Consider the following 22,443-nt stretch of genomic DNA (forward strand, 5'->3'; position numbering starts at 1 on the left):
GAATCCCTCGGCGGCGGAGTTGTCCGGGGAGCAGCCCTTCCTGCTCATGGAGCGGATGATACCGTGCTCCTGGCAGATCCGGATCCACTCGGGCCACCGGTAGTGGCAGCCACGATCCGAGTGCACGATCACCCTGGTATCATCGGGCAGGGTTCCGATCGCCTTTCTGAGCATGGTGTCGGCCAATCGGGCGTTCGGGTGCAGTCCCCTCGTGTAGGCGACGATCTTGCCGTCGTAACAGTCGATCATGGGCGAGACATACACTTTGCCGTCACACGCCTTGATCTCGGTGATGTCGGTCAGCCACTTCATATTGGGTTCTTTGGCACTGAAATCCCGGTGGATCAGGTTGTCGGGGGCTGGCGTGGTCTCACCCTGGTAGGAGCTGTAACGCCTGCGGCAGGGGATACGAGCCACCAATCCCTCCTCCCTCATAATCCGGCGCACCACCTTCTCAGAGAGGTGAATACCCAGAGCGTGATGAAGCCTACGGTAGCCGTAGCGTGAGGACGACTCCTTGAACAATGCTCTCACGCGTACTCGGATATCCGAGTACTTATCCCCGTCTCTTCGAGCGTGGTGATAATGGTAGCTACTCAAGGGGATCGTGAGCCTGCGGGCCAAACAGTGCAGTGAAAACATTGGGCGCAGCCGGTCGATCAGCCTGGTCTTCTCCCGGTTCGAAAGGCGCCCCAGGCTGGCGCCTGGGTCTTTTTTTACCACGTTGACCACCTGGCGCATCAGCGCGTTCTCCAGCTCAAGTTCTCTGATCCGACGGTGCAGCTCACCAACATCATCAGAAACAGGGTGAACCCCGGGTTTCTCTTCTTCGGGCATCGGGGACCTCCTTTGGGGTTGCAATGCTGCCATACCACCCTCACGATACAAGGCCATCCAATGATTCACCACACCAGCACTGACACCCAACTGCGCCGCCGCTGCCTGCTGTTGCAAGCCGGTAAGACACAGGCGTACGGCTCTCACCCGCATGGAAAGCGGGATGATTGGCTTGGGGATTCTCTCCATATACCGGGGATCCTGGTGCAGCCAGCGTTCCAAACACTGACGCGTGGGATAACCTAGATGCTCCACGACCTGCTGGGTCGTCATACTAGTGGAGAGATACAACTCCACGGCACGACCACGCTCCTCTTGACTGAACATAGAATCCTCTCGTTCAATCTCCAAGAAAACGTCCGCAGCCCCCTACCGCTCCATGCCCATTCCAACATATTGTGGATGGCCGAAAAACATGGCTCTCCACTCATGTTTTTCAGAGTAATCTGGTTTTTCCTTAGTTGTCATCCTCGCGCATGTTATGACCGAAAGTAAAAAAATGAATTCGGCGCCTGACCTGGGTCAGGCGCCGAATTCAGTCAGAAACCCGTACAGGATCTGCCAATCTCCAAGGGACGAACCGTCTGCGTGCGGCTTCCATCACGCGTCAATCTGCATTGCCACGCCTAGCCGTCTCAGTCCTCTAATCCTCTGAGTCTGCACTCCTGCTCTGTGCCGTCTTGACGAGGTCCTCGGCATCCTGCACAGCCGTCGCATTCGCCGAATTATTTGCATTGTGCGCTGCCTGAGCAATGTCTGGATTGTGGATTCTGAATGCAAGCTCGGCGAGGTGCACGCCATGCGTGAGGAATTCATGCGTCCTGCATACATAATCGTTTTCGCGTCCGATCTTCGCGATGCATCCGTTGATGAAGTCGACCTCGGTTTTGCGTCCACGGGACATATCCTGATACATCGAAGGATAATGCAGCGGATTGGCGACACGGCTCACATAATCGATGGACTTGAGCTCTTCCTGACGAGTCTCGATAAGCCTGATTCCTGCACGGTCGCATGCATCATACGCCTCGTCGATCAATTGCTTCGCCATGTCCATCGATCCTGGATATTCAATGAACTCGCCCATCGTGATCTGATACATCGTGCACAGCGTGTTGACGACCGAGTTGAAGATTACCTTCGCCATGCACGTGCCGATGAAGTTGGTCGTGATGATCGGATTCATGTTCGAAGCCTTGAAATCCTCGAACATCTCACGCTCGATGTCGGTCGTCTTCTCGTTAAAGGCGCACATATGCATCTCACCGGCACCTGACTTGCCAATGAAGTCGACGTCTCCGGGGCCGTTCAGCACTGTTGCGACCATGGCGGTGCCGCCATAGATGCGATCGTCGCTGAAGTACTTCCTGATTTTCTCGAAATGACCCCATCCATTCATCGCCGAGAACACGACCTGGTGATCCTTGAACAAGGGCGCGCAGCGTCTCAGGATATCGTCGAGCTGCATCTGCTTCACGAAGATGATCCAGACATCAGGATCGCCCTTGTAGCTTTCCGGCGTATAGATGTCTATTGGAACCAGATGACGGTTCTTGCGATCCCGCGATACATAGACTCCGCCCTGCTGGCGAACTGCCGCGATGTTCGGCTCCCATGCATCGATAAAGTCCACCTTGCGCCCGGCATGCTCCTGAATGAGCACACCATAGCGATATCCCATTGCACCTGCGCCAATAACTGCGTATTTCATATTTGTCTTTCCATCATGAGTGCAGCCCGTCGCCATCGCGAGGCATGGCATAGGCGGTCAATCCATGGAATCCGGATCGATTCCGTGCAGAACCCTGCCCATGCTCGCCGTTGCGAGCCCCTTCTTCACCGCGCACTACGAAAGCATGCCACGTCCCATGCACGCATCGCGATCTCATCACATCGTCAATGAAGATGAGGTTGTTAACCTCTGGCAAGACCCCCACTGGCAGTGTCCCAATCCCAGTCTTAAGTCTTCTTCTCAGCGTTTCATAACTGGTGCCAATATGAGCTGATGCAACTGTCATTGGAGATGTTCCAGGAACCTCATTTTTTAACATTTCGTAAAGAGCTGAAGTTACCTTCTTCGTGTGTTCTTGCATCATGCTCACAATAGTATCACAAATATCAAATAAATCGATGCATATGTATCTATTTATTTATAAATAGGTAATTTATGTATCTTATTGATCAATATTAAAATAATCTATGACTGAAATATAGATACTCTAGTAATGTGTTTATACCTTCTATTAGATACTTTTGTTTATGGTTATAAAAGTAGTGATTTTTTGTCAATTGTGAATCCGTAGACTTCTTTTATGATTAAAAGTTCGTGGAGCGACATTGACAGGACAGCAATAGATTTTGTCAAGTCATGGGCCAACGAAACCGAGCCAAGAACGAGCCGAACAAAAGTGGCAGCAGCACTTGGCTTTACTTACCAAGCCATCAAGAAAAAATTCAACTACGAAAATGCACCACTCACTCTGGGCGAATTTGAGGTGGACTGGGTTTTGTTCCCTGTGTTTTATTGGGTGACTGGTGTCACTTGTGATTGATAGTAGCGTGCTTCCACTTCGGCTGGTGTCTGGTAGCCGAGGTGTTCGTGCAGGCGTTCCTGGTTCCACCAGGAGACCCATTGGAAGGTGGCCTGTTCGAGCGCCTGCACGCTGTCGAATGGTTTGCAGCGTTTGATCAGCTCGCTCTTGTAGGCGCCGTTGACGGTTTCGGCCAGCGCGTTGTCGTAGGAGTCGCCCACGCTGCCCGTGGAGGCGAGGATGCCGTGCTCGTTCAGGCGCGTGCCGTAGATCGTGCTGATGTACTGGGTGCCGTGATCCGAGTGGTGGATCAGACCCTGTGTGTCCCCATGCCGGGCCGTCCACGAGATGGACTGGTCCAAGGCGACCAGGGGAAGCTCGCGCGTGCGCTGGCTGGCGGAGACCGCCCAGCCCACGATCCTTCTGGCATACGCGTCGGTGACGAACGCCACATAGGCGAAGCTCCCGTCGGCCAGGCGCACGTACGTGACGTCCGCCACGTGCAGGCGACCCGGGGCGTCGGCCGTGAACGCCCTGTTCACCAGATCCTCGCGTCCTCCCGTGCTCCTGGCGGGCCGCGTGGCGACCGGGATCCTGCCGCGGCGCACGCCCCGGATGCCCAGCCCGCGCATCACGTGCAGCACCTGGTCACGCCCGATGCCCTGCCAGCCCTGACGTTGCAACTGGGCGAACATCTTCCTGTACCCGTAGACCGCCTGGAACCGGTGGGCGTGGATCATGTGGATGTCACGGGCCAGCGTCTCGTGACGCGCCCGCATCATGCTGGAGGCACGACGCTTGGCTTGCCAGTAGGCTCTGGCGGTGATGAAACCGCAGTCCAGCGACGCTTTGAGCGTGCGGCAGATCGGCCCGACCCCGAACCGTGCGCGATACGCGTCCACGTATGCGATCATCAACGCCGTGTCGGGTCGAGCCTTGAGGCGAAAAAAGCCGACGCCGAACTCAAAATCTCGTTCGCTCGACGCAGTTCCACGACCTCCTTGCGCAGTCGCTTCAATTCAACGGACTCCTGCGGGCCTGCGGCGCCCTGGTCGTCCGCCTGAGTGCGCCAGCGGCGCAGCGACTCCGTGGAAACCCCCAGATCCCTGGCCACACCGACCAGCGCCTGCGTCTCCGACGAGTAATTCTCCCGGCTGTCAGCCAACAGCCTGACCGCCCGTTCTTTGAACTCCTTGGTATATCTCGTACTCATAATTCCATCATTCCTTATCGAGGGGAAATCAGGAACAAAACCCAGTCCATATCATACCCGCGTTGATGACCAGTCCATTAACCCGGCCGTGGTTACCACGCTGACAAATAAAACTAGTAATAATGAATAGAGGTGAACATGCAGGTGTTGAATGAGGCGCAGGCCCAGAATCTGGCTGAGACGCTGGTTAGGCAGCAGGGTGACAAGCTGCTGGGCTTTGATCGCATGTACGGCAAGCAATACATCTATAATGTGCTGCCCAAGGAGGCCGCATCCGTTGACGACTGCATCGGGCCGCCGACGCTGGTGCTGGTGAGCGCCAATGGATCGGCTAGGTATGCCACGCCCAGTGAGCAGGAACGATACATTACTGGCAAACTGGTATGACGGCGTGTTTGCCCCGCATGTGCGGGGGTGGTCCTGGGTTGGTTATGTGTCCTTCGTCCGCGTCTGTCTGCCCCGCATGCGCTAGAACGGCGTCGTGCCGTGGCGGAACTCGATCGAGATTCCTCAGCTCTCATCCGCCTTCAGCGCGGTGATCGTGAGAATCGACAGTTTCGTGGAGGCGCAGCCGGTGTAGGCGGTGGTGGCGATGTCGATCGCCGTGGTCTGGTCCGGCGGATAAACGCGGATCGCGGTGGCCTTGCGGGGCTGGCATGTTGTCGTGTCGAAGTTTCCGGTCTGGGTGATGCGCAGCGTGGCGGTCGCCGATCGTCCCGTGGCGAGAACGATCCGCGTGGGGGAGACGGAGGCGTCCCGTTCCGCGGCGGCGCCGATCTGTGAGCCCGATCGTACGAGGGAGACGCCAGGATACCCTTTGATGGCGCACGTCGACCCGGTGTTGGTCAGGACGATGGGGACGTAGACGCTTCCGGCGGCGCCGTCCGCTCTGCCCAGCCGCGCGGTGAGCTGGCTGGACCGGCATGTTGTCGTGGCGGAGTCGGAGGACTGCGACGATGATTCGTCTGATGATGACGAATCGGAATCCTGCGTGGATGATGCGGATCCCGTGGGGCTGGACGTCGTCGATGATGGCGTCGTCGATGTGGTGGAGGTGGATGCCGTCGATGTTCCGGATGATCCGCCGCATCCCGCCAGTGCGAGGACCAGGGCGCCCGTCGTCGCCGCAACCGGCAGAATGCGAAACGTGCGTCCATGTATTGTCTCGCGGCGCATATCGTCCGGATTTGTCGTTCCTCTTCTCATGAGTCCAGTCTAGGCGTCTCATTGGGGTTGAGAGAATAGACCATGATTATCGCTATGGCTATGGCTATGGATGGCTCTGACCGTGATCGGGGACGGCCATACGAATGGACGGCCATGGAATAACGAATGAACGTTGGGCGTATGAATGACGTGCGGTTGGTCTGGGTCCATCCTGTCGACAAGAGTTTGATATGACGCGATGAATGACGACGATGACGATGACGATGACGGGCGGCGACGCCGGCGGCGTGGCAGGAAGGGATACGGACATGACATCGATGGACGGCGATATCGACAACAACGTGGCGGACGATGCGGTATCGGAGTCCGGCATGGCAATGGAACCCGGTGGGGCGACGGGATCCGGCAAAGAGACGGATTCCGACGACCGGCGGCGGTCCTCACGGACGCATGATTCGTCTCAGCGTCCTCGTCAGCCTCGGCCTTCGCATCCAATCCAGCCGCATGAATCCCCGCGTGATCCCATCGACACGGTCATGTTCGATCTGGGCGGCGTCATCTCCATCTGGTCGCCGCAGGACGCCTTATGCTCGCGCTATAGGCCGGAGACGATCCGGCGCTTCTTCGACGCGGTGGACTTCGATCGTCTCAACAGCGATCTCGATGAGGGAATGTCATGGGAGGAGGCCTATGAGAGGGTCGCGTCCCTGCCGTCCGGCGATCCGATATATCCGGAGATGCTGCGCTGGTACCATGACCATTTCGACGACACTCAGGCGGGTCGCATCCCCGGCGCCGCCCAGATGGTCCGCGATCTCAAGGCTGCAGGAATCCGCGTGTTCGGACTGACGAACTGGAACGCCGAGACCTTCCTCAAGGCCGAACCCGCCGCGCCCATCATCGGGTCGTTCGACGACGTTCTGGTATCCGGACGCTGCCATCTGCGCAAGCCGGATCCGCGCTTCTACCAGCTCGCCATCGAACGGTTCTCCCTGATCCCGGAACGGACGCTGTTCGTCGATGACCGGCAGGAGAACGTCGACGGAGCGGCGCGCGAGGGCATAGGCGCTGTTCTCTTCCCAGGAATGGGGGAGCTGCGGCGGATCCTGCGTGACCGGGGAGTGGCGATACCCGCGCTACGGTAGTCGGGACCATGTTTCTCACGCCTCAGCCCTCAAATGTTTCGTACCACTACCGTTCCGATCGTCACCGTTCCACATCTCTGCCGTCGTCATTCTCTTATCCTCTTACCGCACGACCGACCTGTTCGGATCCCGCAAGTTGAGCACCATCATCACCAGCATGATGACTACGACGATGGAGAACACGCCATGCGATCCGTTCAGGATCGCGGAGTCGACCACCGGGTCGTGTGCGGTCGCGGTGCCGGAGCTGATGGTCTCGTTGGCCACGGAGAACGGGATGCCGTGCAGATTGGCACGGATGATGAGAGTCAGTGCGGTGCCGTAGCTTCCCGTCATCACGGTCTGTCCCAGGGATCGTCCGAGCGTGAGAATGCTGGTTGCCGATCCGACGTAGCGTTTCGGCACCAGATGCTGACTGAGCACGGTGTTCATGCTGATGACGATGCCCATGACGGTCCCGTTGAGCATGGCGATGACGTAGAACGCCCAGATGGGGAAGTGCGGCGAGGCGATCGTCAGCGTTAGATAGGTGACGGTCAGCGATCCCGTCAGCCAGAGCGTGACGGTTCGCGGAACCATTCGTGCGATTATGCGTCCGACGAGGAGCGACGCCGCAAGCCACATGACCGAGCTTGACGTCACCACGAGCCCCGCCTGAATGGAATCTACGCGATACAGAGACTGCAGCCAGATGGGGAAATACGACTGGTAGGAGATCAGCACCCCGCTCAGCAGCGTGGTGGTGAGGATCTGGATGCCGAAGGTGGGATTGCGGAACATCTCCGGGGCGATCAGGGGGTCGTCGGCGGAGCGTTCCCGCCGATGCAGCATCACGGACGACAGGATCGCCGCCACGATGAGAGGCACGGCGACGAACGGCCGTCGAACAAGCATCTGGATGCCGAGCAGCAGCGCCACCAGAGCCGTTCCCAGCCAGAGGATTCCGGGAGCATCCAGAGACAGGTGGCCGTTCCTGGATGCTCGGGTGGGTTCGCGGTATCCGAGCAGGATGAGAAGGGTCACGATGACGCCCAGGGGGACGTTGATGAAGAACACCCAGTGCCAGGACAGCCTATCCACGAGGAATCCGCCGATCAGAGGCCCCACCAGTGCGGACAGTCCCCATGCGGTGTTGTTGAGGGCAAGGACGTTGGCCCTCCGCGAGTAGTCGTAGAGATCGGCGATGATTGTGAAGGTCAGCGGCATGACGGAGCCGGCGCCTATTCCCTGAATGGCACGGGCCAGAACGAGTAGCAGTATGTGCGGCGCCAGCCCGCTGAGCAGCGTGCCGACGGTGAAGATGACGACGCCCCACAGGAAGATGCCGCGTCGTCCGACGGTGTCGGCGAGCTTTCCGAACACGGGCGTGGCGATGGCGGTCGTAAGCATGTATGCGCTCATGATCCAACTCTGGTATTCCAGACCATGCAGACTGCTGATAATCGATGGCAGCGCCGTCGTCACGATGGTGACCTCGACGGAGGTCATGAAGGTGGCGATGAACACCGCAGCCATCGTGAGGACCCGATTGCCGGATTGATCAATCGGAGACATCTCGGTGTCCGCGATCCTCTCGTCCGTGATGCCCGTGCCCGTGATGCCCGTGCCCGTGATGTCGTGTCGTTTCCGCTTCATTCTTTCCTATCGCCGTGGTTCACGACGATTATCATGGACCGGTCGGACGGGGCGAGCCGTGAGGACGGCGTGATTCGTCCTTTGGGGAGAACACGTTGTGGCGGTTGCGGCTTGTCCGCGGTCCTCCCATGGACGACCGGGACTGACGACGGGGCCCGGGATGCCGTCTTCCGCATCCCGGGCCCCGTCGGTTACGTTCCCGTCGGTTACGTTCTCGTCGGCGCCGTTCACGTCAGTGGCGCCGACGTGTCAGTGGCGGCGTCTGGAGGAGGAGCGTCGTGAGACGCTTCGAAGAATCGCTCCCGCCAGCACCGTCAGGACGGTCGTGGCGACGATGGACGTCACCGTCGTGCCCGTCGCGCTTAGAGCCGTATCGGCAGTCCCGTCGGACTGCGCGGATGATGACGATGTCTGCGAGGGAGAGCCGGATCCGGGGTTGGATGACCCGTTTGATCCTGTCCATGAATCGCCGTCGGACGTTCCCGAACCCCCGTTCCCTGTTCCGGCTCCGTTGTCCGTGTCCGTGTCCGTGTCCGTGCCTGTGGATCCGTCGGACGTCTGTCTCGACGCGACTGTCACGGTCGACACGGGGCTGACGACGACGCCGGAACCATCGGCGGAGTCATCCGAGGATTCGGCGTATTCGCCCTTGACGACGGCATACCAGCCCTGCGTGCCGGTGGGAGCATTTTTCCATGTCAACGTCGCCGTGCGGGTCGCCGACGTCGCGGATGCCGCCGCCAGCAGCGACCGGCTGCTCGCCAGTGCCCTGGCCTTCGTCGCCTTGACGGTCACCGTTCCGATGACGCTCGCCTTTCCTCCCCGCAGATCGGTGTCGAAGGAGTCCGTCGTCAGCGTCTTCTGGCGGCCCGATGAGGTCACCGGTGTGATTCCGAGCTGCGTGAGGTCGATGGTGAACTCCTCGTCCGACGGCGTGAAGTCGGACGATTCGACGGTCTGGGAACCGTACTTGTCGAGCGACGGCGAGTAAGTGCGCACCTGCATGGTGGCGTTGGCCGTGTTGATGTGCATGAGACGGATGAATCCCATGCCGCCCTCGGTCATCGCCTGATAGTCGAACAGCAGGTTGACGACGTTGCGGTCCGCGACGCCGTCGCCGTCCGTATCGATCTTCGACACGGTCTTCTGCGCGCTGTGGTAGTGACCGGACAGCACCATCTTCACGTTGGCGTTGGGCACGACCACGCGCTTGTAGACCTCCTGAGGGACGAGACCCAGACCTCCCGAGGCGAGCAGATACTCATGGAAGTCAAGGATCGCTATGCGGTTCGAGTACTTTTTCAGCACCTGGTTCATCCAGTCGATCTCGCTGTCGTCGATGCCCCAGCCCATGGAGACCACGACGAAGTCGAGTCCGCCGGCGGATATCAGGTCGTAGTGTCCGCGGTTGTTCTCGTAGCTGCCGCCGTACCAAGGATTCGAGGAGTAGCGGCTTTCGCCGAAGTACGTGGAGAAGCTCGTGTAGTCCTCCTCCTTGTGGCTGACGTCATGATTGCCCGCCAGAACGCCGTAGGGGAAGTGCGCCTCGTCGAGCTTCGCGTACTGGGCGTCGGCGCGTTCCCACTGGTCGCTCTCCTGCGCGTTGTCGACGATGTCGCCGGTATGGAACAGGTACTGGATGTTCATCGCGCTGCGGTTCCTGATCAGCCAGTTGTGGATGTTCTCCTGATGCTGGTAGTAGCCGTCGTTCTCGTAGTTGGCGTTGTAGTACTGGGTGTCGGATTCCCACGCGAAGGTGAAGTCGTAGTCGCTGCGCGGCGTGTCCTCCTGCGAGATGGCATCGTCGTCCATCGTGACGACGGCCTTGCCGTCCGCACCGTCGATCGTCGAGGCGGTCGAGCTGGCGGCGTAGTCGGGGAAGGTGGACGAGGCGGAGGCGTCAGATGCCCCGTCGGTCAGGTCGCCGGAGGAGTAGCCTGTGCCGTTCTGGACGACGACGGTCATCTTCCCGTCGGACAGATGGTTTGCAAGAGCTACCGTGACGTCGATGGATGCATCGCCGTCATCGTCCGCCGTGACCCTGGCGACCTGGTCCCAGACGTTCGTCGACGTGTTCTTCACGTAGGCGTAGATGTCCGACCCGGCCTCGGCCGATCCCTTCCATCGCAGGGCGGTGGAGGCATCGGCGTCCGACGAGACGGAGTCGGGGACCGTCACCGTGAAGCTCTGGTAGGGGAAGCCGTCGTCGGTGCCCGTGGTGGTGACGGTGGCACCGTCATCGGATTTCGCGAGCTTCCTCGCGTCCGAGTCCCCGAGCGCCGTGCCGCCGGTCCCGGTCGAACCGGAGGTCGCCGCGACCAGCCCGGCCTGGGTCGTGGTCCCCTGCGAAACCGTGACGTCGCCGGTTGCCGTGGTCGCCCGCGAGCCCTTGTAGAAGGTCACCGTCAGGGGGTCGTCGCCGTCGTATGCGGCCGTGACGGTCAGCGTAGGGTCGTTTGTGGCCGTTCCCGCCGTGGAGCTCATCGACTCGATCGTCGGCGTCTCGTTGAGCGTGAGGAAGGTTTCGGTTCTGGTCGTGGTGTTCCCTGCCTCGTCGGTCGCAGTGAAGGTTACGGTGTGCTCGCCCGCCGGAAGATCGGCGGAGGAGACGCTGTAGGGCAGGGTGATGGCGGTCGCGTCGTCGGCTCCGTTGGCTAGCGTCGCCGACAGCGCTCCGGTCCCAGAGGAGGGGACTCCGGAGGTCTCGTCGGAGGCCGTGGCGCCGATCGTGATGGTGCCGCGGCGATAGCCGATTCCGGTGGTGGCCGTGGATGAGATTGACGGAGTGATGGTCGGCCTGGTGTTGTCCACCGTGACCGTCGTCGTGGACGACCCCTCCGACGTGGAGGCCGTCACCGTATGCGTGCCGTCCTTCAGCGCCGTGGTGTCCCATGCATAGGCGTTCGTCGTGACGGAGGACGCCGGGATCTCGAAGTCCAGGCGGATGTACTCGTACTGTCCCGCAGTGTCCCCCATCTTGATCGAGCTGGAGGAGTCCGCGACCTCGTCGGTCACGTCCTTCTCCGTGACGGCACCGGAATCGCCGGGGCTCACCGCCGCGGTGGCCTTGCTCGCGGACAGATGGGTGCCGTCGGACAGCACGAGCCGGATGTTGGAGGCGAGGTAGTTGTCCGCGTTCTCGGAGTTGACCGTCCCCGCGTCATCGAGGATGTCGGTGGCGCTGGATTTGGTTCCCGCGTTGAGGTACAGGGACAGCGTCCGGCCGCCGTCGGAGGATTCCTTGAGCAGGCTCAGGGAGACGGGGAACGACACGGTGCTCGTATTGCCGTAGGTACCGTCGTCGAAGCTTCCGATGACGCTGCTCTTCCAGTCGTCGCCGCTGGGCGTTCCGCTGATCGTCTCCTTCGTGGTGAAGGAGTTGAGGAAGAAGATGTCCGTCTGCGTCACCTCGGCCGCGATGTACGGCTCCGATTCGATGGAGGGCGTGATCTTCGACGAGTCCACGGACTTCCCGTCGACCTTCAGCGAGGGCCTGTCGGAGGACGAGGTGCCGGTGGCCCGCACCGTGACCTTGCCGCGGGCGTACTGGCCGTCGCTGAGGTTGAGACGGACGGGCGACCCGTCGTACGACGTCGAGGAGACGGTCCTCTCGTCCGTGCGCACGACGGCGTTGATGCCGTCGCTGGCTTCGAGGTAGTACTGCAAGGACTTCCTGCGCAGCAGGTCGATTTTGTTGATCGTGTAGGAGTACGTGTCGCTTCCCGACGTCTTCGTGAGGTTGTGCTCGGTGAAGCCGTCCTCTCCCGTCGCCTTGGTGAACAGGCTCACCCGCGTTATGGATCCGCCCGTGGAGGTCGCGTCGAAGGAGAACGTGAGGTCCTTATCGGTCCCGAAGGTCGTGGGTGTGGAGTCCGTGACGTCCGGTGTGGATACGTTGGTCGGGAATTCGTAGGCCGTCGCCCGGATGTCCCCGTCCTCCACGGTTCCCGGAGTCGGGTCCTCGCCGGTGCGCACGATGCTGGATTCGGAGGTGCCGCCCGCGTACATGTACTGGATCGAATGCGTGTCGCCCGTCAGGTTCTTCGAGGCGTTGTCGGGATAGGATGCGCTGGACACGAGCGTTTTCGTCTTCGTCTCGATTTTCAGGGCCCGTGCGGAGTTGTTGGCCATGCCGGCCGACTCGATCTCGAAGAGGTTCCTGCCAAGCGTCAGCGCATCCGAGCCCTCCAGACCATAGTTGGAGTTGAAGTCGCCAGCCGTCAGCGCGTCGTTCGAACCGTTGCGGATCCAGAAAACCGCGCTCTCGTGGGCGGCGATGGTGATCCCGCTCTGCTTGGGCGCCCACTCGACGTCGGCCGTGTCCCCCTTGGTGGGGTAGTTGTAGTAGAAGGTGTAGTTGTCGGAGAAGTCCACGGTTCTGCCGGAGAGGTTCGTCACCTCGATGAACTCGTAGGCGTCGGAGCCGGAGCCTTTCGCGTTCGCCGTGTCCACGGCCAGCTCGGTGATCGCCAGCGGCACGGTGGCCGCCTTGACGTCGCTCTGGTCGGCGGTGAGCTCGATGGTCGATGCGCCGTCCCGGCGGGTGACGGTCCCGTCGGAGGCCGTGACGAGGAAGCGGTAGCCGAGGGACGTCCTGCCGGTCAGGGTGCCGGCGGGGATCGTGAAGGACCAGACGTCCCCGTCGTTGTTTCCGTCGAAGCCGGAGTCGACGTAGTCGGAGTCGACGTTCGTCTTCGTATACAGCCGCACCGATCCGATGGTGTCCTTGCCCTGGGAGGAGGTGACCGTCGCCTTGAGATGGATGGCGGCGTCGTCCTTCGTTCCGGCGGGCACGGAGGAGCCGTCGGTGATGGTGATAGTCGGCGAGGTTTTGATGCTCGGCCAGGAGTCGGGGATTTGACTGCCGATGGTGGTGCCGGGTGTGGCGGTGTTGTCGGTGCCCATCGACGCGGTGCCGTCCGAGGAATAGGAGTAGACGAGCGTGGTGTCCGTGGCGCTGCCGCCGTTCGAGTAGCTCACGGTGCTCGTCGCGCCCGTGGACCGCCGGGTGACGGACAGCGTACGGGCCGACGTGTTGGACATCCCCGCGCCCTTGGAGGTGGTGAACAGCGTCGATCCCATGACGAGGCCCGGGTCCGTCCCCGTGACGTTCTTCCAGTAGGCGTTGAAGTCGGAGTCGTCGCTGAGCGCCGGGGTGATGCCGGCATGGGTGACGTTCGCGTAGTTGTCCCAGATGACGATCGACTTGTGGGCGGGGATCGAGACGTCCTTCGTGGAGTCGGAGGCAGCCGACTCGAAGGCCTCGGGCGTCCAGTCGACGCCGTTATACGTCAGGGAGAGATCCCCGATTCCGACCGGTGACGACGACATGTTCGTCAGTTCGATGAACTCGCCGATGTTGACCTTCTTCGTGGCGCCCGAGTCGTCCGTGAAGGTGCCATTGCTCGTCTTCACCGCCAGCTCGGTGATGACGACCGGCATGGCGTTGGTGATGGAGCCCACGTCCGCGGAACCCGACCCCTCATCGGCCACGGCGTTGTCCGCCGGGACGACGGTTATGCCCACTGCCATGGCGGAGATCACCGTCAGAGCGACGAGACACTTCGCCGCACCCATGATTGATGCCGTCATCCGTCCGTGACTAATCCGATTCGTCCAATCCATCCGCGCCGTTCTCTTCCTTGCTTACGCCATCGATCCTTATGCATCCGTGAACCGTTCGGGTCATGCGTCTGACGGATCCGCCCTCGAGGGCGGCGTCAGGGGAGCATCCCATCGATGGGATGCTCCCGTCGACGGATGATCGTTGCATGGTCCCGAACAGTGATAACGGTAGGATCTTCGGCTTTCGCAGCGCGCCGGGCGAATGGGGAATTCATCAGAACGTCGTCGACGATTCACCCGAATTCACCGTGGCGTCATGATGGCAGAAACTGTCGTTCAGATCCCGTGCGCTGTCTCCTAGTCCTCTACGCCCACCATGGCCGCGGCCTGGGGGAGCGCAGTGTCGAGCGCGTCGAGTACGCGGTTGGCGGTCGACTCGTCCATAAGCAGCCCGGCCTTGAACTGGAGAACGTGCTGGTCGAAGTTCGCGCGCATGGCCCACACCCCATTGCGATACAGGGCCGCCATCAGAGCCGTCGAACCCTGCGGGTGGGCGAGTTCGAGTCCCATGATGACGCCACGCTGGCGCACACCGGTGAGGAATCCATGACGTGACTGGATGTCGGCGAGACGGGTGGAGAAGAGGTCGGTGAGCATCGACACGTTCGCCACGGTCGATGGTCTGCTGGTGATGTCGAGTACCGTCGTGGCCACGTAGCAGCCGAGCTCCGAGGAGCTGAACGAGGTGGTCTGCGAGAAGCCGTCGTCCCTGAGCCATTGCCCGGAACGTTCGTTCATGATCACCGCGCTCATCGGGTAGTATCCGCCCGACAGGCCCTTTCCCGTGACTATCATGTCGGGTTCGGCCCCGTATCCGACGCTGCACCACATCGTGCCCGACCTCATGAGCCCGGTCTGGACCTCGTCGGCTATGTATAGCGCACCATACTTGTGCGCAAGTTCGACGGCGTCCTTGAAGTACGTGTTGTGGGGGATCGGGAATCCTGCCGTGGCGGGCAGGCTTTCGATCAGCACGGCGGCCGTGTCGTTGCGGCGCAGCACGTCCTCAAGCTGGTTGAGGTCGTCGTAATCGACCTGGGAGAAGTCGCCCGCGCTTCCCGTGGAATTGAAGAACGCCGCCTGATCCTGTGGTCCGGCCTGCATGGCGAAGCCCGTGGCTCCGTGGAAGCAGCCGTGGACGGTGACCACGCGTCGGCGTCCGGTGGCGTGACGCGCGAATTTGATGGCGGAGTCGATGGACTCGCCGCCGCCGGTATTCACGTTGACGTATTTCATGGAGTCCGGCGAGACGGACAGAAGCCGTTCGACGAAGCGCATCTTGACGTCGGAGGGGAAGTAGTGGTTGCCGGCGTCGTATCGTTCGGAGCCCTCGATAAGGGCCTGACGGACCTCCGGGTTGCAGTGTCCCAGATTGAACACGCCTCCGTTGATGTGCATGTTGATGATGCGCCGCCCGGTCTCGAGGTCCTCGAACTCGTAGCCGTCGCGTTTGCCCAGCACGACGGTGAGACCGTACTGGCGGAAGATGTCGACCCTGTTCGGCTGCCAGTGCTCGTGGGCCTGGTCGTAGATGTCGCGGACGAGCTCAGCCCGATCCGTTGTGGTCGGCGCCGTCGATTGCCCGGCGGACTCCGATGAGGATGGTGCTGTCGTGCTGCTCATGATGCTTTCTCGTTTTCCGTAGTCGTGTCATGTCGTCATGTGGGTTATGTGCGTGTGTATGTGCTTGTGCATTTTCCGTTATGCCGCTCTGGTCGTGGAGGTCGGCGTGGGGACGCTGGCTGTGGGCTCCGGGGGAGTCGTCGTCGCATCGTCCGTCATCGTGATGATCGTCGCGATCGTGTCGCCCGTGGCGGATTCGGGGGCGGGTTTCGGCCGTTTGCCGAATTCCGAGCAGTAGCGTCGGGCGAGCATGGCGGTGCCCTTGCCGTAGAAGGCGACCAGCTCGGGGGATATCTCGGCTCCCTCGTTGCTTCCCGGTGCCGTGTTGTGCATATGGTAGAGGAGGGATTGAAAGAGTCCTACTCGACGCATGAGGATGAACGTCGGTATCTCCGCGCGTTCCACGGGATCGAGCGGCCATACGGACTCGTAGCCGCCCAGGACCTCGGCAAGGACGTCCTGAAGATCCGGGCGATGCTCCATGAATCCCACGATTCCTGCTATGTCGGTCATGTACCACCCATAGGCGCAGTCATCGAAGTCCAGAACCGCCAGGGACGTGCCGTCGTCCAGCATGTTGGAGGGGCGCAGGTCGGAATGGATGAGCCCATATCGCCCGCTTGAGGTGCCATAGGCCTCCAGTCGTCCTCGCATCAGCCGTCGTGCCCTGTCGATCGCCTCGACATCATGGCGGGATAGGGTGCTTGAGCAGTCCCAGTAATGCGATCCGTAGTAGTTGTTCCACTGCGGGCCGAAGGCCGCCTGCCAGTCCCATGAGGCTCGTTTGGAGATCATCGAGGAGTGGGACGGAGCCCATTCTTCCTGATTACGGCGCAGAACGGCCGCTATCTCGCCGAGACGACGATAGAGCCTCCTGTCGGAGTCGTTCATCGCGCTGCGGTGGTTTCCCCGATGGCCGAGAACGTCGTAGATCGCCGCCGCGCCCCGGACGAGCGGAAAGGTCAGCGAATCGGGAGCCGTGCCCAGGGCGGCGAGCAGCGAGCTCATGGATTCTGTGTCATCGGTGGAATCGAGGGGTGCGGTTCCCTCAACCCAGCTGAAGCACACGACGTTGCGGTTCTCGGTTATATCGGCCAGATCGTACATGTGGTTCGTGAGGATGGTCTCCACGAGATTCCCAGCGGTGCTGGCCAGCGGCGTGGCGAGACGAAGATCGGTCGTCTCGTTGAGATGGAGGAGCCATCGCAGTTCGACTTCGATGGAATCCCTGTCCGCATAGTCGAGACGATGCACGCGCATCGCGATGCGAGGAAGACCGGAGTCGTGAGGGGGATCAACCCGGAACGTCGCGTTCTCCGTGAGATTGAGCAGTCTGAGTGTGCTGCCGTCGGGATATCCCCATAACGGCAGCGCTCGCCGGGCGACGTCATGGAGATGGGCCTCCTGACGTGCGAAGGGAAGATCGTTGAACCGCAGCTGCGCGCCGGATCGAGTGTATTTACGGGGTTCATCGTAATCGATGACCATCGTTTCCTCGTCTCGCATGCCATCTCCTCTATCGTCCTGCGTAGACCACCGTCCTGCGTGGGCCACACCTCGGTTCACGATGAATCAGGATTGTTGCCGAAATGTTGAGAGCGTAATAACGATGCTCGCGATCGGTGCTTGTGCACGGTGTGTCCGTTACCCGCAGGCCGCTTGGGCGAAACGTCGTCGGGAAACACTATCTGCACAGGAGAGCGTTGACGTCGTCCGGGAAGAGTCCGGAAATCTCGTTCGTTGGGGTCTTCCGGTTCACGGAATCCGTCCACGGTCATGGGCTGGGACGTCGTGGACGGCGAAAGGATTCGTCTGCTTACCGGTGGAATCCCATCTAAGGAGAGATATGTCGAACACACTGTCACCCGCGGCGCAAGCGCGAGGCGTTTCGCCATTGCCTGCGCTGGAGTTGGATTCGTCGGATGCGGACGATGTGGAAAAGGACCCGACGATGGCGGGACTTCATGAGACCGGTTCGTATACGACCACGGCATACCGGTGGATCGTCCTGGTCAGCGTCGTGCCGATACTCATGATCACCCAGATGTATTGGCTGACTTTCTCCGCGATCGCGCCGCAATCGCAGGCGTATTATCACACGACGCCGTTGGCGATATCCGCATTGTCCATGAGCTATATGGTTGCCTTCGTCGTGTTCACGCTTCCCGCGTCCCTTCTGGCCGATAGGCGGGGTCTGCGTGCGTGCTTCCTGATCGGCGCGCTGATCACCGCCGTCTTTGGCGTGATGCGTGGGTATGTGGCGTCCAGTTTTCCGCTGGTGGTCGTCAGCCAGCTGGGTCTGGCCGTGGCACAGCCGTTCGTGGTGAATCCCATTACGAAGCTCGCCGCGCAATGGTTCCCCGTCGACGAGCGCGCCACCGTGTCGGGTATCGGTTCGGTGGCGGGGTATGTCGGGCTGGCCGTGGCCATGGTCGTCACGCCGATGATGCATGATGCTCTGGGAATGGAGGGGATGCTGCAGGCGATGGGATGGATGGCCGTCATCGTGGGTCTTCCCGTTGTCTTTCTGCTCCGTGAAAGACCGGATCGGCCTGCGGGCCCTAGTGTTCCCGATGATGGTCGGTTCTCCATTCGGGACGTCTGGGGGCTGCGTGCGAACCGTAATTTCGTCATGCTGCTCGTCATCGTGATGATCGCGTTGGGGGCCTTCAACGCCGTGCTCACCTGCCTGTCCGACATGCTTCTGGCCCGTGGGATCGATTCCGAACTGGCGGGTGTGGTCGGCGCGGTGATCATCGTCGCCGGCATCGTGGGCGGAGTCGTCTACCCGCTTCTATCCGACAAGGCCGGACGCCGCCGACCGTTCATCATTCTGGCGACCGCGGCATCCCTGCTGCCTCTGGTCGGACTGTTCTTCCTCGGGTCGTTTCCACTTCTCATCGTCTGCGCCGCGGTCGCCGGATTCCTTCTTATGGGTGCCGGGCCGCTGATATTCGAGTACGGCACCGAGGAGGGCTATCCGGTTCCGGAGGGCACGACCTATGGGCTGATGATGGCGTCGGGCCAGATCAGCGGATTGGTGTTCATCCTGATGGTGTACGGACTCCAGGGTGCGCTTTTCGGCGATGATTCGATGACGCTGCCCATGCTGCTGCTTATGGCGGTGATGCTCGTCGCCACCCTTATGGCGCTGCGCGTCAGGGAGTCGCGGATCGTTGGCATGCCTGGTGCGCGGTAGCCGGAAGGTCCGGGTCTGTCGTGCGGTTCCGCGACCGGTTTTTACGCGAATCTTTTCCGTAAATTCCACGGGGGCGGCGCCATCGGTATGATGACTCCGCCCCCGTGATTCGGTATGGCGATTATTCGATGATGACGTCGTCCGCCTTGATGTCACTGGTGAAGGATGGCGCCAGTTCCGTGTCGTACGCCTCCTTGAAGAATCCGGCCGTGGTCAGCTTCTTGATCTCCTTGTTCGTCCAGGCGAGCAGGCTGGCGTTGCCCTTGCGCACCGCGGGGGCGATGGTCGACTCGTCGCCGAGCGTTTTGATGCCCACCGTGTATCCGGAGTTGTCCTTCGCCCAGGCGTACAGGTACGTGTTGTCGTCGGCGAGCGCGGCTACGCGTCCATCCTTGAAGGCTTGGAACTGCTGGGTTTTGGAATCGTATTTCTTCAGTTCGACGTTGGGATAGTTCTGCGTGAAGTAGGTCTCCGCTGTCGTTCCCTTGGTCACGGCCAGGGCCTTGCCGTCAAGCTGCTTGGCGCTGGTGATCGTCGCGCTGGTGGGCGAAACCACGCCGATGGACACCTTCATGTAGGGGCTGGCGAAATCGACGACCTCCTTGCGTTCGTCGGTGACGGTGAAGTTCGCCAGAACCAGATCGACCTTGTTCGATTTGAGGGAGTCGACGCGGCCGTCGGCGTTGACCTGCACCCAGGTGACTTTGACGCCGAGGTCCTTGGCGATGCGTTTTCCGAGCGCCACGTCATAGCCGGCCCGGGTTCCGTCGTTCTTGACGTAGCCATAGGGGGGCAGATCGCCGAAGGTGGCGATGCGGATGGTTCCGGCCTTTTTTATCTGCTCGACGGTCGATCCCTGCTGCGTCCCGTCGGAGGACGATGATCCGCAGGCGGCGAGCGACGCCGCGGTGACGATGGCGAGTGCTCCGGCGAGGATCTTCTTGATGGTTGTCATGGTTGTTTCTACCTTCTTTTTCTTCTTCTCTGGTTTGTCACGTCTGGTTTGTCGGGGCCGTGCTTTGTCGGGTCCGGTTCTGTCCGATCCGCTTTGCCGGTCCTGATGGTCTGCCGTCGCCTGATCGTCTGATGACTCCTGCTGGTCTGCCGCAGCCTGATCTCCGCGGACTAGTCGTCGGCTATGGGCGCCATGCTTTCCAGGAATCCCCGTGCGCGGTCGGTGCGGGGATCGGTGAAGAAATCATGCGCCGAGCCGCGTTCGAGTATGGTGCCGTCGTCCAGGAACATCACCGTGTCGGCGACCCGTCGTGCGAATTCCAGCTCATGCGTGACGACGATCATGGTCATATGACGTCCGGCAAGCCGCAGCATGAGCTCGAGAACCTCGCGGACCATCTCCGGATCCAACGAGGCCGTGACCTCGTCGAACAGCATGAGCCGGGGGTTCATGGCAAGCGCTCGCACGATGGCGATGCGCTGTTTCTGACCTCCCGACAGTTCGCGTGGATAGGCGTTCCGGTATTCCGTGAGACGCACGTCCTTCAGCAGCGCGTCCATCTGCCGCTCGACATCGGCCTTCGGCCTTTTCTGCACCTTGAGCGGGGCGAGACGGATGTTCTCGGCGACGGTGAGGTTGGGAAAGAGGTCGTAGCTCTGGAACACCATGCCGATGGAGTTCCGCAGACGTCGCCATTCCTTCTCGCTGGACGTGTCGACGGGGGAGCCGTCGAAGATGATGTCGCCGCCCTGGATCGTCTCCAGCCCGTTAAGGCATCGGATGAGGGTGGATTTCCCTGATCCCGAGGGGCCGAGGAGGACGACGACGCCGCCTTCGGGCACGTCGAAGCTTACGTCGTGGAGAACCTCATGGTCCCCGTACGATTTGGAGAGATGCCGGACGGACAGAAGAACGGGGGTCTCGTCGGTTTTCGCCTTGCCCGCGCCGGTTGTTGCGGGCGTATCTGGTGTGGTGGGCGTACCGGTCGTGACGGGTGAATCAGCCATTGTTGCGCTCCTTGGCTCGACGTTCCAGGCTCTGTGCGAGTTTGGCCAGAGGCCAGCAGACGATGAAGTACAGAAGGAATATGAATCCGTAGACCCAGAACGCGGCGTCCGGATGGGTCATCCGGTTCGCCTCCATGATCTGCTGGCCAACCGTGACCACGTCGATGACGCTGATCAGCAGCAGAAGGGAGGTGGTTTTGATGACGCGCGTGGCGAGGTTGATGGTCGCGGGAATCATGAGGTTGATCGATTGGGGAAGCCGAACATGCCATAGCAGCTGCAGGCCGTTCATGCCCAGCGCCTTGCCCGCATCGATCTGATGGTCGGGGACGGAGGCGAGTGCGCCGCGAACCGTGTCGCTCGTTTCGGCCGACACCCAGAGTCCGAACGCGACGACCGCGACCGTCGGACCGGACACCTGCGCGTTGAATTCGGCGGGAAGGATGTAGTAGGCGAGGAACAGCAGCACCAGTGTGGGGATGATTCTGAAGCATTCGAGATAGACCTTCAGAACGGCTCGCACAAGGCGGTTCGGCATGATCCGCAGGGCGCCGAGAACGACCCCCAACGGGACTCCGACGAGAAGCGCGAGCCCGGCGATGCTGATGGACGTCCACAGGCCGCCCAGAAGACGGGTCAGATTGTCCCCGGCGACGAGCACCGAGATGCCGGATCCGGTGGAGCCGGCGAGCGACAGAACGTCAGGCAGAACGTCAGAAAGAACGTCAGGCAGAACGGAAGGAAGCACGGCGCACTCTCCTTTCCAGCAGGTCAGCACAAGCGACAGGGGGATGAGGATGATCGCATAGGCGACGACAAGCTCAAGCAGATACTCGTTCGTGTGGTAGTACATGCCGATGAGGTCCCGGGCCGTATTGGTGAGCTCGGGCACGGCGATGACGGTGAACACCGACGTCTCCTTGACGATGAAGATGGCGTTCGCGGCGATCGCCGGAACGCTGCGCGTGAGTCCCTGGGGCAGCGTCACGTAGCGGATCATCTGCGGCACGGACAGTCCCAGCGCCCGCGCCGACTCGGTCTGCACATGCGGGATTCCACCGAACCCTCCCCGGAACGCCCCCGACATATACGCCGCTCCGAGGATGGACATGCCCAGAACGGCGCAGAGCTCCGCGCTCAGCCTGACGCCGATCGATGGCAGGCCGTAGTACATGAAGAACAGTTGGATGAGCAGCGGGGTGTTGCGGAAGAGCTCCTCGACCGCTGCGCTGATCTGCGAGAGCACTGGAACCCGGTATTCGCGGAATAGGGCCATGACCAGACCAAGAACGGTCGCGAGGACGATGCTGATGGCCGACAGGCGCAGCGTGACCACGAAGGCACGTCCGAACAGCGGCAGGCTTTCGGCGATGACGCTCCAGTCCATGTCCCTCTCTATCCCCTCTTTCTTGGCCGGTCCGGTGTGGTCTGTTGTGGTCTGCTGTCGTCGACGGTGTTGGTTGTCGGCTGTGGCAGACGGTGCTGTTAGTGCTGCCGGTGCTGTCC

The 22,443-nt window shown here is 61.1% G+C and carries 12 protein-coding genes and 2 pseudogenes; 3 read left to right on the forward strand and 11 right to left on the reverse strand.

Annotation, left to right across the window (positions count from 1 at the left end; all coding sequences use genetic code 11):
- The 3 genes and pseudogenes from BMIN_RS02780 to BMIN_RS02790 all read right to left on the reverse strand — a co-directional run.
- Positions 1-1,164: IS3 family transposase (locus BMIN_RS02780; protein WP_034886263.1), on the reverse strand; the 1,164-nt coding region annotated here is incomplete at its 3' end.
- Positions 1,165-1,597: 433 nt separating this feature from the next.
- A pseudogene (locus BMIN_RS02785) lies at positions 1,598-2,548 on the reverse strand (ketopantoate reductase family protein); the annotation flags it as partial.
- Positions 2,549-3,329: 781 nt separating this feature from the next.
- A pseudogene (locus BMIN_RS02790) lies at positions 3,330-4,581 on the reverse strand (IS3 family transposase); the annotation flags it as partial.
- A gap of 138 nt (positions 4,582-4,719) precedes the next feature.
- Between BMIN_RS02790 and BMIN_RS02800 the strand changes: the two are divergent.
- Positions 4,720-4,968, forward strand: coding sequence for a hypothetical protein (locus BMIN_RS02800; protein WP_152595243.1), 249 nt, complete (start codon positions 4,720-4,722; stop codon positions 4,966-4,968).
- Between the two features lie 123 nt (positions 4,969-5,091).
- On the opposite strand, the gene BMIN_RS02805 is transcribed toward BMIN_RS02800, so the two are convergent.
- On the reverse strand, positions 5,092-5,757 hold the full coding sequence (locus BMIN_RS02805) for a DUF4232 domain-containing protein (protein ID WP_022861859.1): 666 nt from the start codon (positions 5,755-5,757) through the stop codon (positions 5,092-5,094).
- Between the two features lie 299 nt (positions 5,758-6,056).
- Here BMIN_RS02805 and BMIN_RS02810 point away from each other — a divergent pair, with 299 nt between their 5' ends.
- Entirely contained in the window at positions 6,057-6,893 is an 837-nt protein-coding gene (locus BMIN_RS02810; RefSeq protein WP_162138772.1) for an HAD family hydrolase, read from the forward strand.
- A gap of 102 nt (positions 6,894-6,995) precedes the next feature.
- On the opposite strand, the gene BMIN_RS02815 is transcribed toward BMIN_RS02810, so the two are convergent.
- From BMIN_RS02815 to BMIN_RS02835, 4 genes are all read right to left on the reverse strand, one after another.
- Positions 6,996-8,528 carry an MFS transporter gene (locus tag BMIN_RS02815; RefSeq protein ID WP_022861860.1) on the reverse strand — a complete coding sequence of 511 codons (1,533 nt, stop codon included), beginning with the start codon at positions 8,526-8,528 and terminating at the stop codon, positions 6,996-6,998.
- 249 nt (positions 8,529-8,777) lie between these two features.
- Positions 8,778-14,120 carry a metallophosphoesterase gene (locus BMIN_RS02820; RefSeq protein ID WP_022861861.1) on the reverse strand — a complete coding sequence of 1,781 codons (5,343 nt, stop codon included), beginning with the start codon at positions 14,118-14,120 and terminating at the stop codon, positions 8,778-8,780.
- Positions 14,121-14,450: 330 nt separating this feature from the next.
- The gene (locus tag BMIN_RS02830; protein ID WP_022861864.1) at positions 14,451-15,776 is read right to left on the reverse strand and encodes an aminotransferase class III-fold pyridoxal phosphate-dependent enzyme; all 1,326 of its coding nucleotides are present in this window, start codon (positions 15,774-15,776) and stop codon (positions 14,451-14,453) included.
- A gap of 78 nt (positions 15,777-15,854) precedes the next feature.
- Positions 15,855-17,282, reverse strand: coding sequence for a phosphotransferase enzyme family protein (locus tag BMIN_RS02835; RefSeq protein WP_022861865.1), 1,428 nt, complete (start codon positions 17,280-17,282; stop codon positions 15,855-15,857).
- 340 nt (positions 17,283-17,622) lie between these two features.
- Here BMIN_RS02835 and BMIN_RS02840 point away from each other — a divergent pair, with 340 nt between their 5' ends.
- On the forward strand, positions 17,623-18,975 hold the full coding sequence (locus BMIN_RS02840) for an MFS transporter (RefSeq protein ID WP_022861866.1): 1,353 nt from the start codon (positions 17,623-17,625) through the stop codon (positions 18,973-18,975).
- Between the two features lie 121 nt (positions 18,976-19,096).
- Here the strand turns inward: BMIN_RS02840 and BMIN_RS02845 are convergent, their stop codons facing one another.
- The 3 genes from BMIN_RS02845 to BMIN_RS08885 form a co-directional block, all read right to left on the reverse strand.
- Positions 19,097-19,930 (reverse strand): transporter substrate-binding domain-containing protein, encoded by an 834-nt coding sequence (locus tag BMIN_RS02845; RefSeq protein ID WP_022861867.1) that lies wholly within the window; start codon positions 19,928-19,930, stop codon positions 19,097-19,099.
- 170 nt (positions 19,931-20,100) lie between these two features.
- Positions 20,101-20,937 carry an amino acid ABC transporter ATP-binding protein gene (locus tag BMIN_RS02850; RefSeq protein ID WP_022861868.1) on the reverse strand — a complete coding sequence of 279 codons (837 nt, stop codon included), beginning with the start codon at positions 20,935-20,937 and terminating at the stop codon, positions 20,101-20,103.
- Positions 20,930-22,324: an amino acid ABC transporter permease gene (locus BMIN_RS08885; protein WP_238565591.1), complete on the reverse strand. Its 1,395-nt coding sequence runs from the start codon at positions 22,322-22,324 to the stop codon at positions 20,930-20,932. Before BMIN_RS08885 ends, BMIN_RS02850 begins: the two co-directional genes overlap by 8 nt.
- Between the last annotated feature and the right edge of the window lie 119 nt (positions 22,325-22,443).

The organism is Bifidobacterium minimum, assembly GCF_000741645.1.
Lineage (GTDB): Bacteria > Actinomycetota > Actinomycetes > Actinomycetales > Bifidobacteriaceae > Bifidobacterium > Bifidobacterium minimum.

What these genes read in the sequence shown, in the direction of transcription:
- BMIN_RS02800 (WP_152595243.1), top strand. Translation starts at nt 4,720, where the DNA reads ATGCAGGTGTTGAATGAGGCGCAGGCCCAGAATCTGGCTGAGACGCTG.
- BMIN_RS02805 (WP_022861859.1), bottom strand. Translation starts at nt 5,757, where the DNA reads ATGCGCCGCGAGACAATACATGGACGCACGTTTCGCATTCTGCCGGTT.
- BMIN_RS02810 (WP_162138772.1), top strand. Translation starts at nt 6,057, where the DNA reads ATGACATCGATGGACGGCGATATCGACAACAACGTGGCGGACGATGCG.
- BMIN_RS02815 (WP_022861860.1), bottom strand. Translation starts at nt 8,528, where the DNA reads ATGAAGCGGAAACGACACGACATCACGGGCACGGGCATCACGGGCACG.
- BMIN_RS02820 (WP_022861861.1), bottom strand. Translation starts at nt 14,120, where the DNA reads ATGACGGCATCAATCATGGGTGCGGCGAAGTGTCTCGTCGCTCTGACG.
- BMIN_RS02830 (WP_022861864.1), bottom strand. Translation starts at nt 15,776, where the DNA reads ATGAGCAGCACGACAGCACCATCCTCATCGGAGTCCGCCGGGCAATCG.
- BMIN_RS02835 (WP_022861865.1), bottom strand. Translation starts at nt 17,282, where the DNA reads ATGCGAGACGAGGAAACGATGGTCATCGATTACGATGAACCCCGTAAA.
- BMIN_RS02840 (WP_022861866.1), top strand. Translation starts at nt 17,623, where the DNA reads ATGTCGAACACACTGTCACCCGCGGCGCAAGCGCGAGGCGTTTCGCCA.
- BMIN_RS02845 (WP_022861867.1), bottom strand. Translation starts at nt 19,930, where the DNA reads ATGACAACCATCAAGAAGATCCTCGCCGGAGCACTCGCCATCGTCACC.
- BMIN_RS02850 (WP_022861868.1), bottom strand. Translation starts at nt 20,937, where the DNA reads ATGGCTGATTCACCCGTCACGACCGGTACGCCCACCACACCAGATACG.
- BMIN_RS08885 (WP_238565591.1), bottom strand. Translation starts at nt 22,324, where the DNA reads ATGGACTGGAGCGTCATCGCCGAAAGCCTGCCGCTGTTCGGACGTGCC.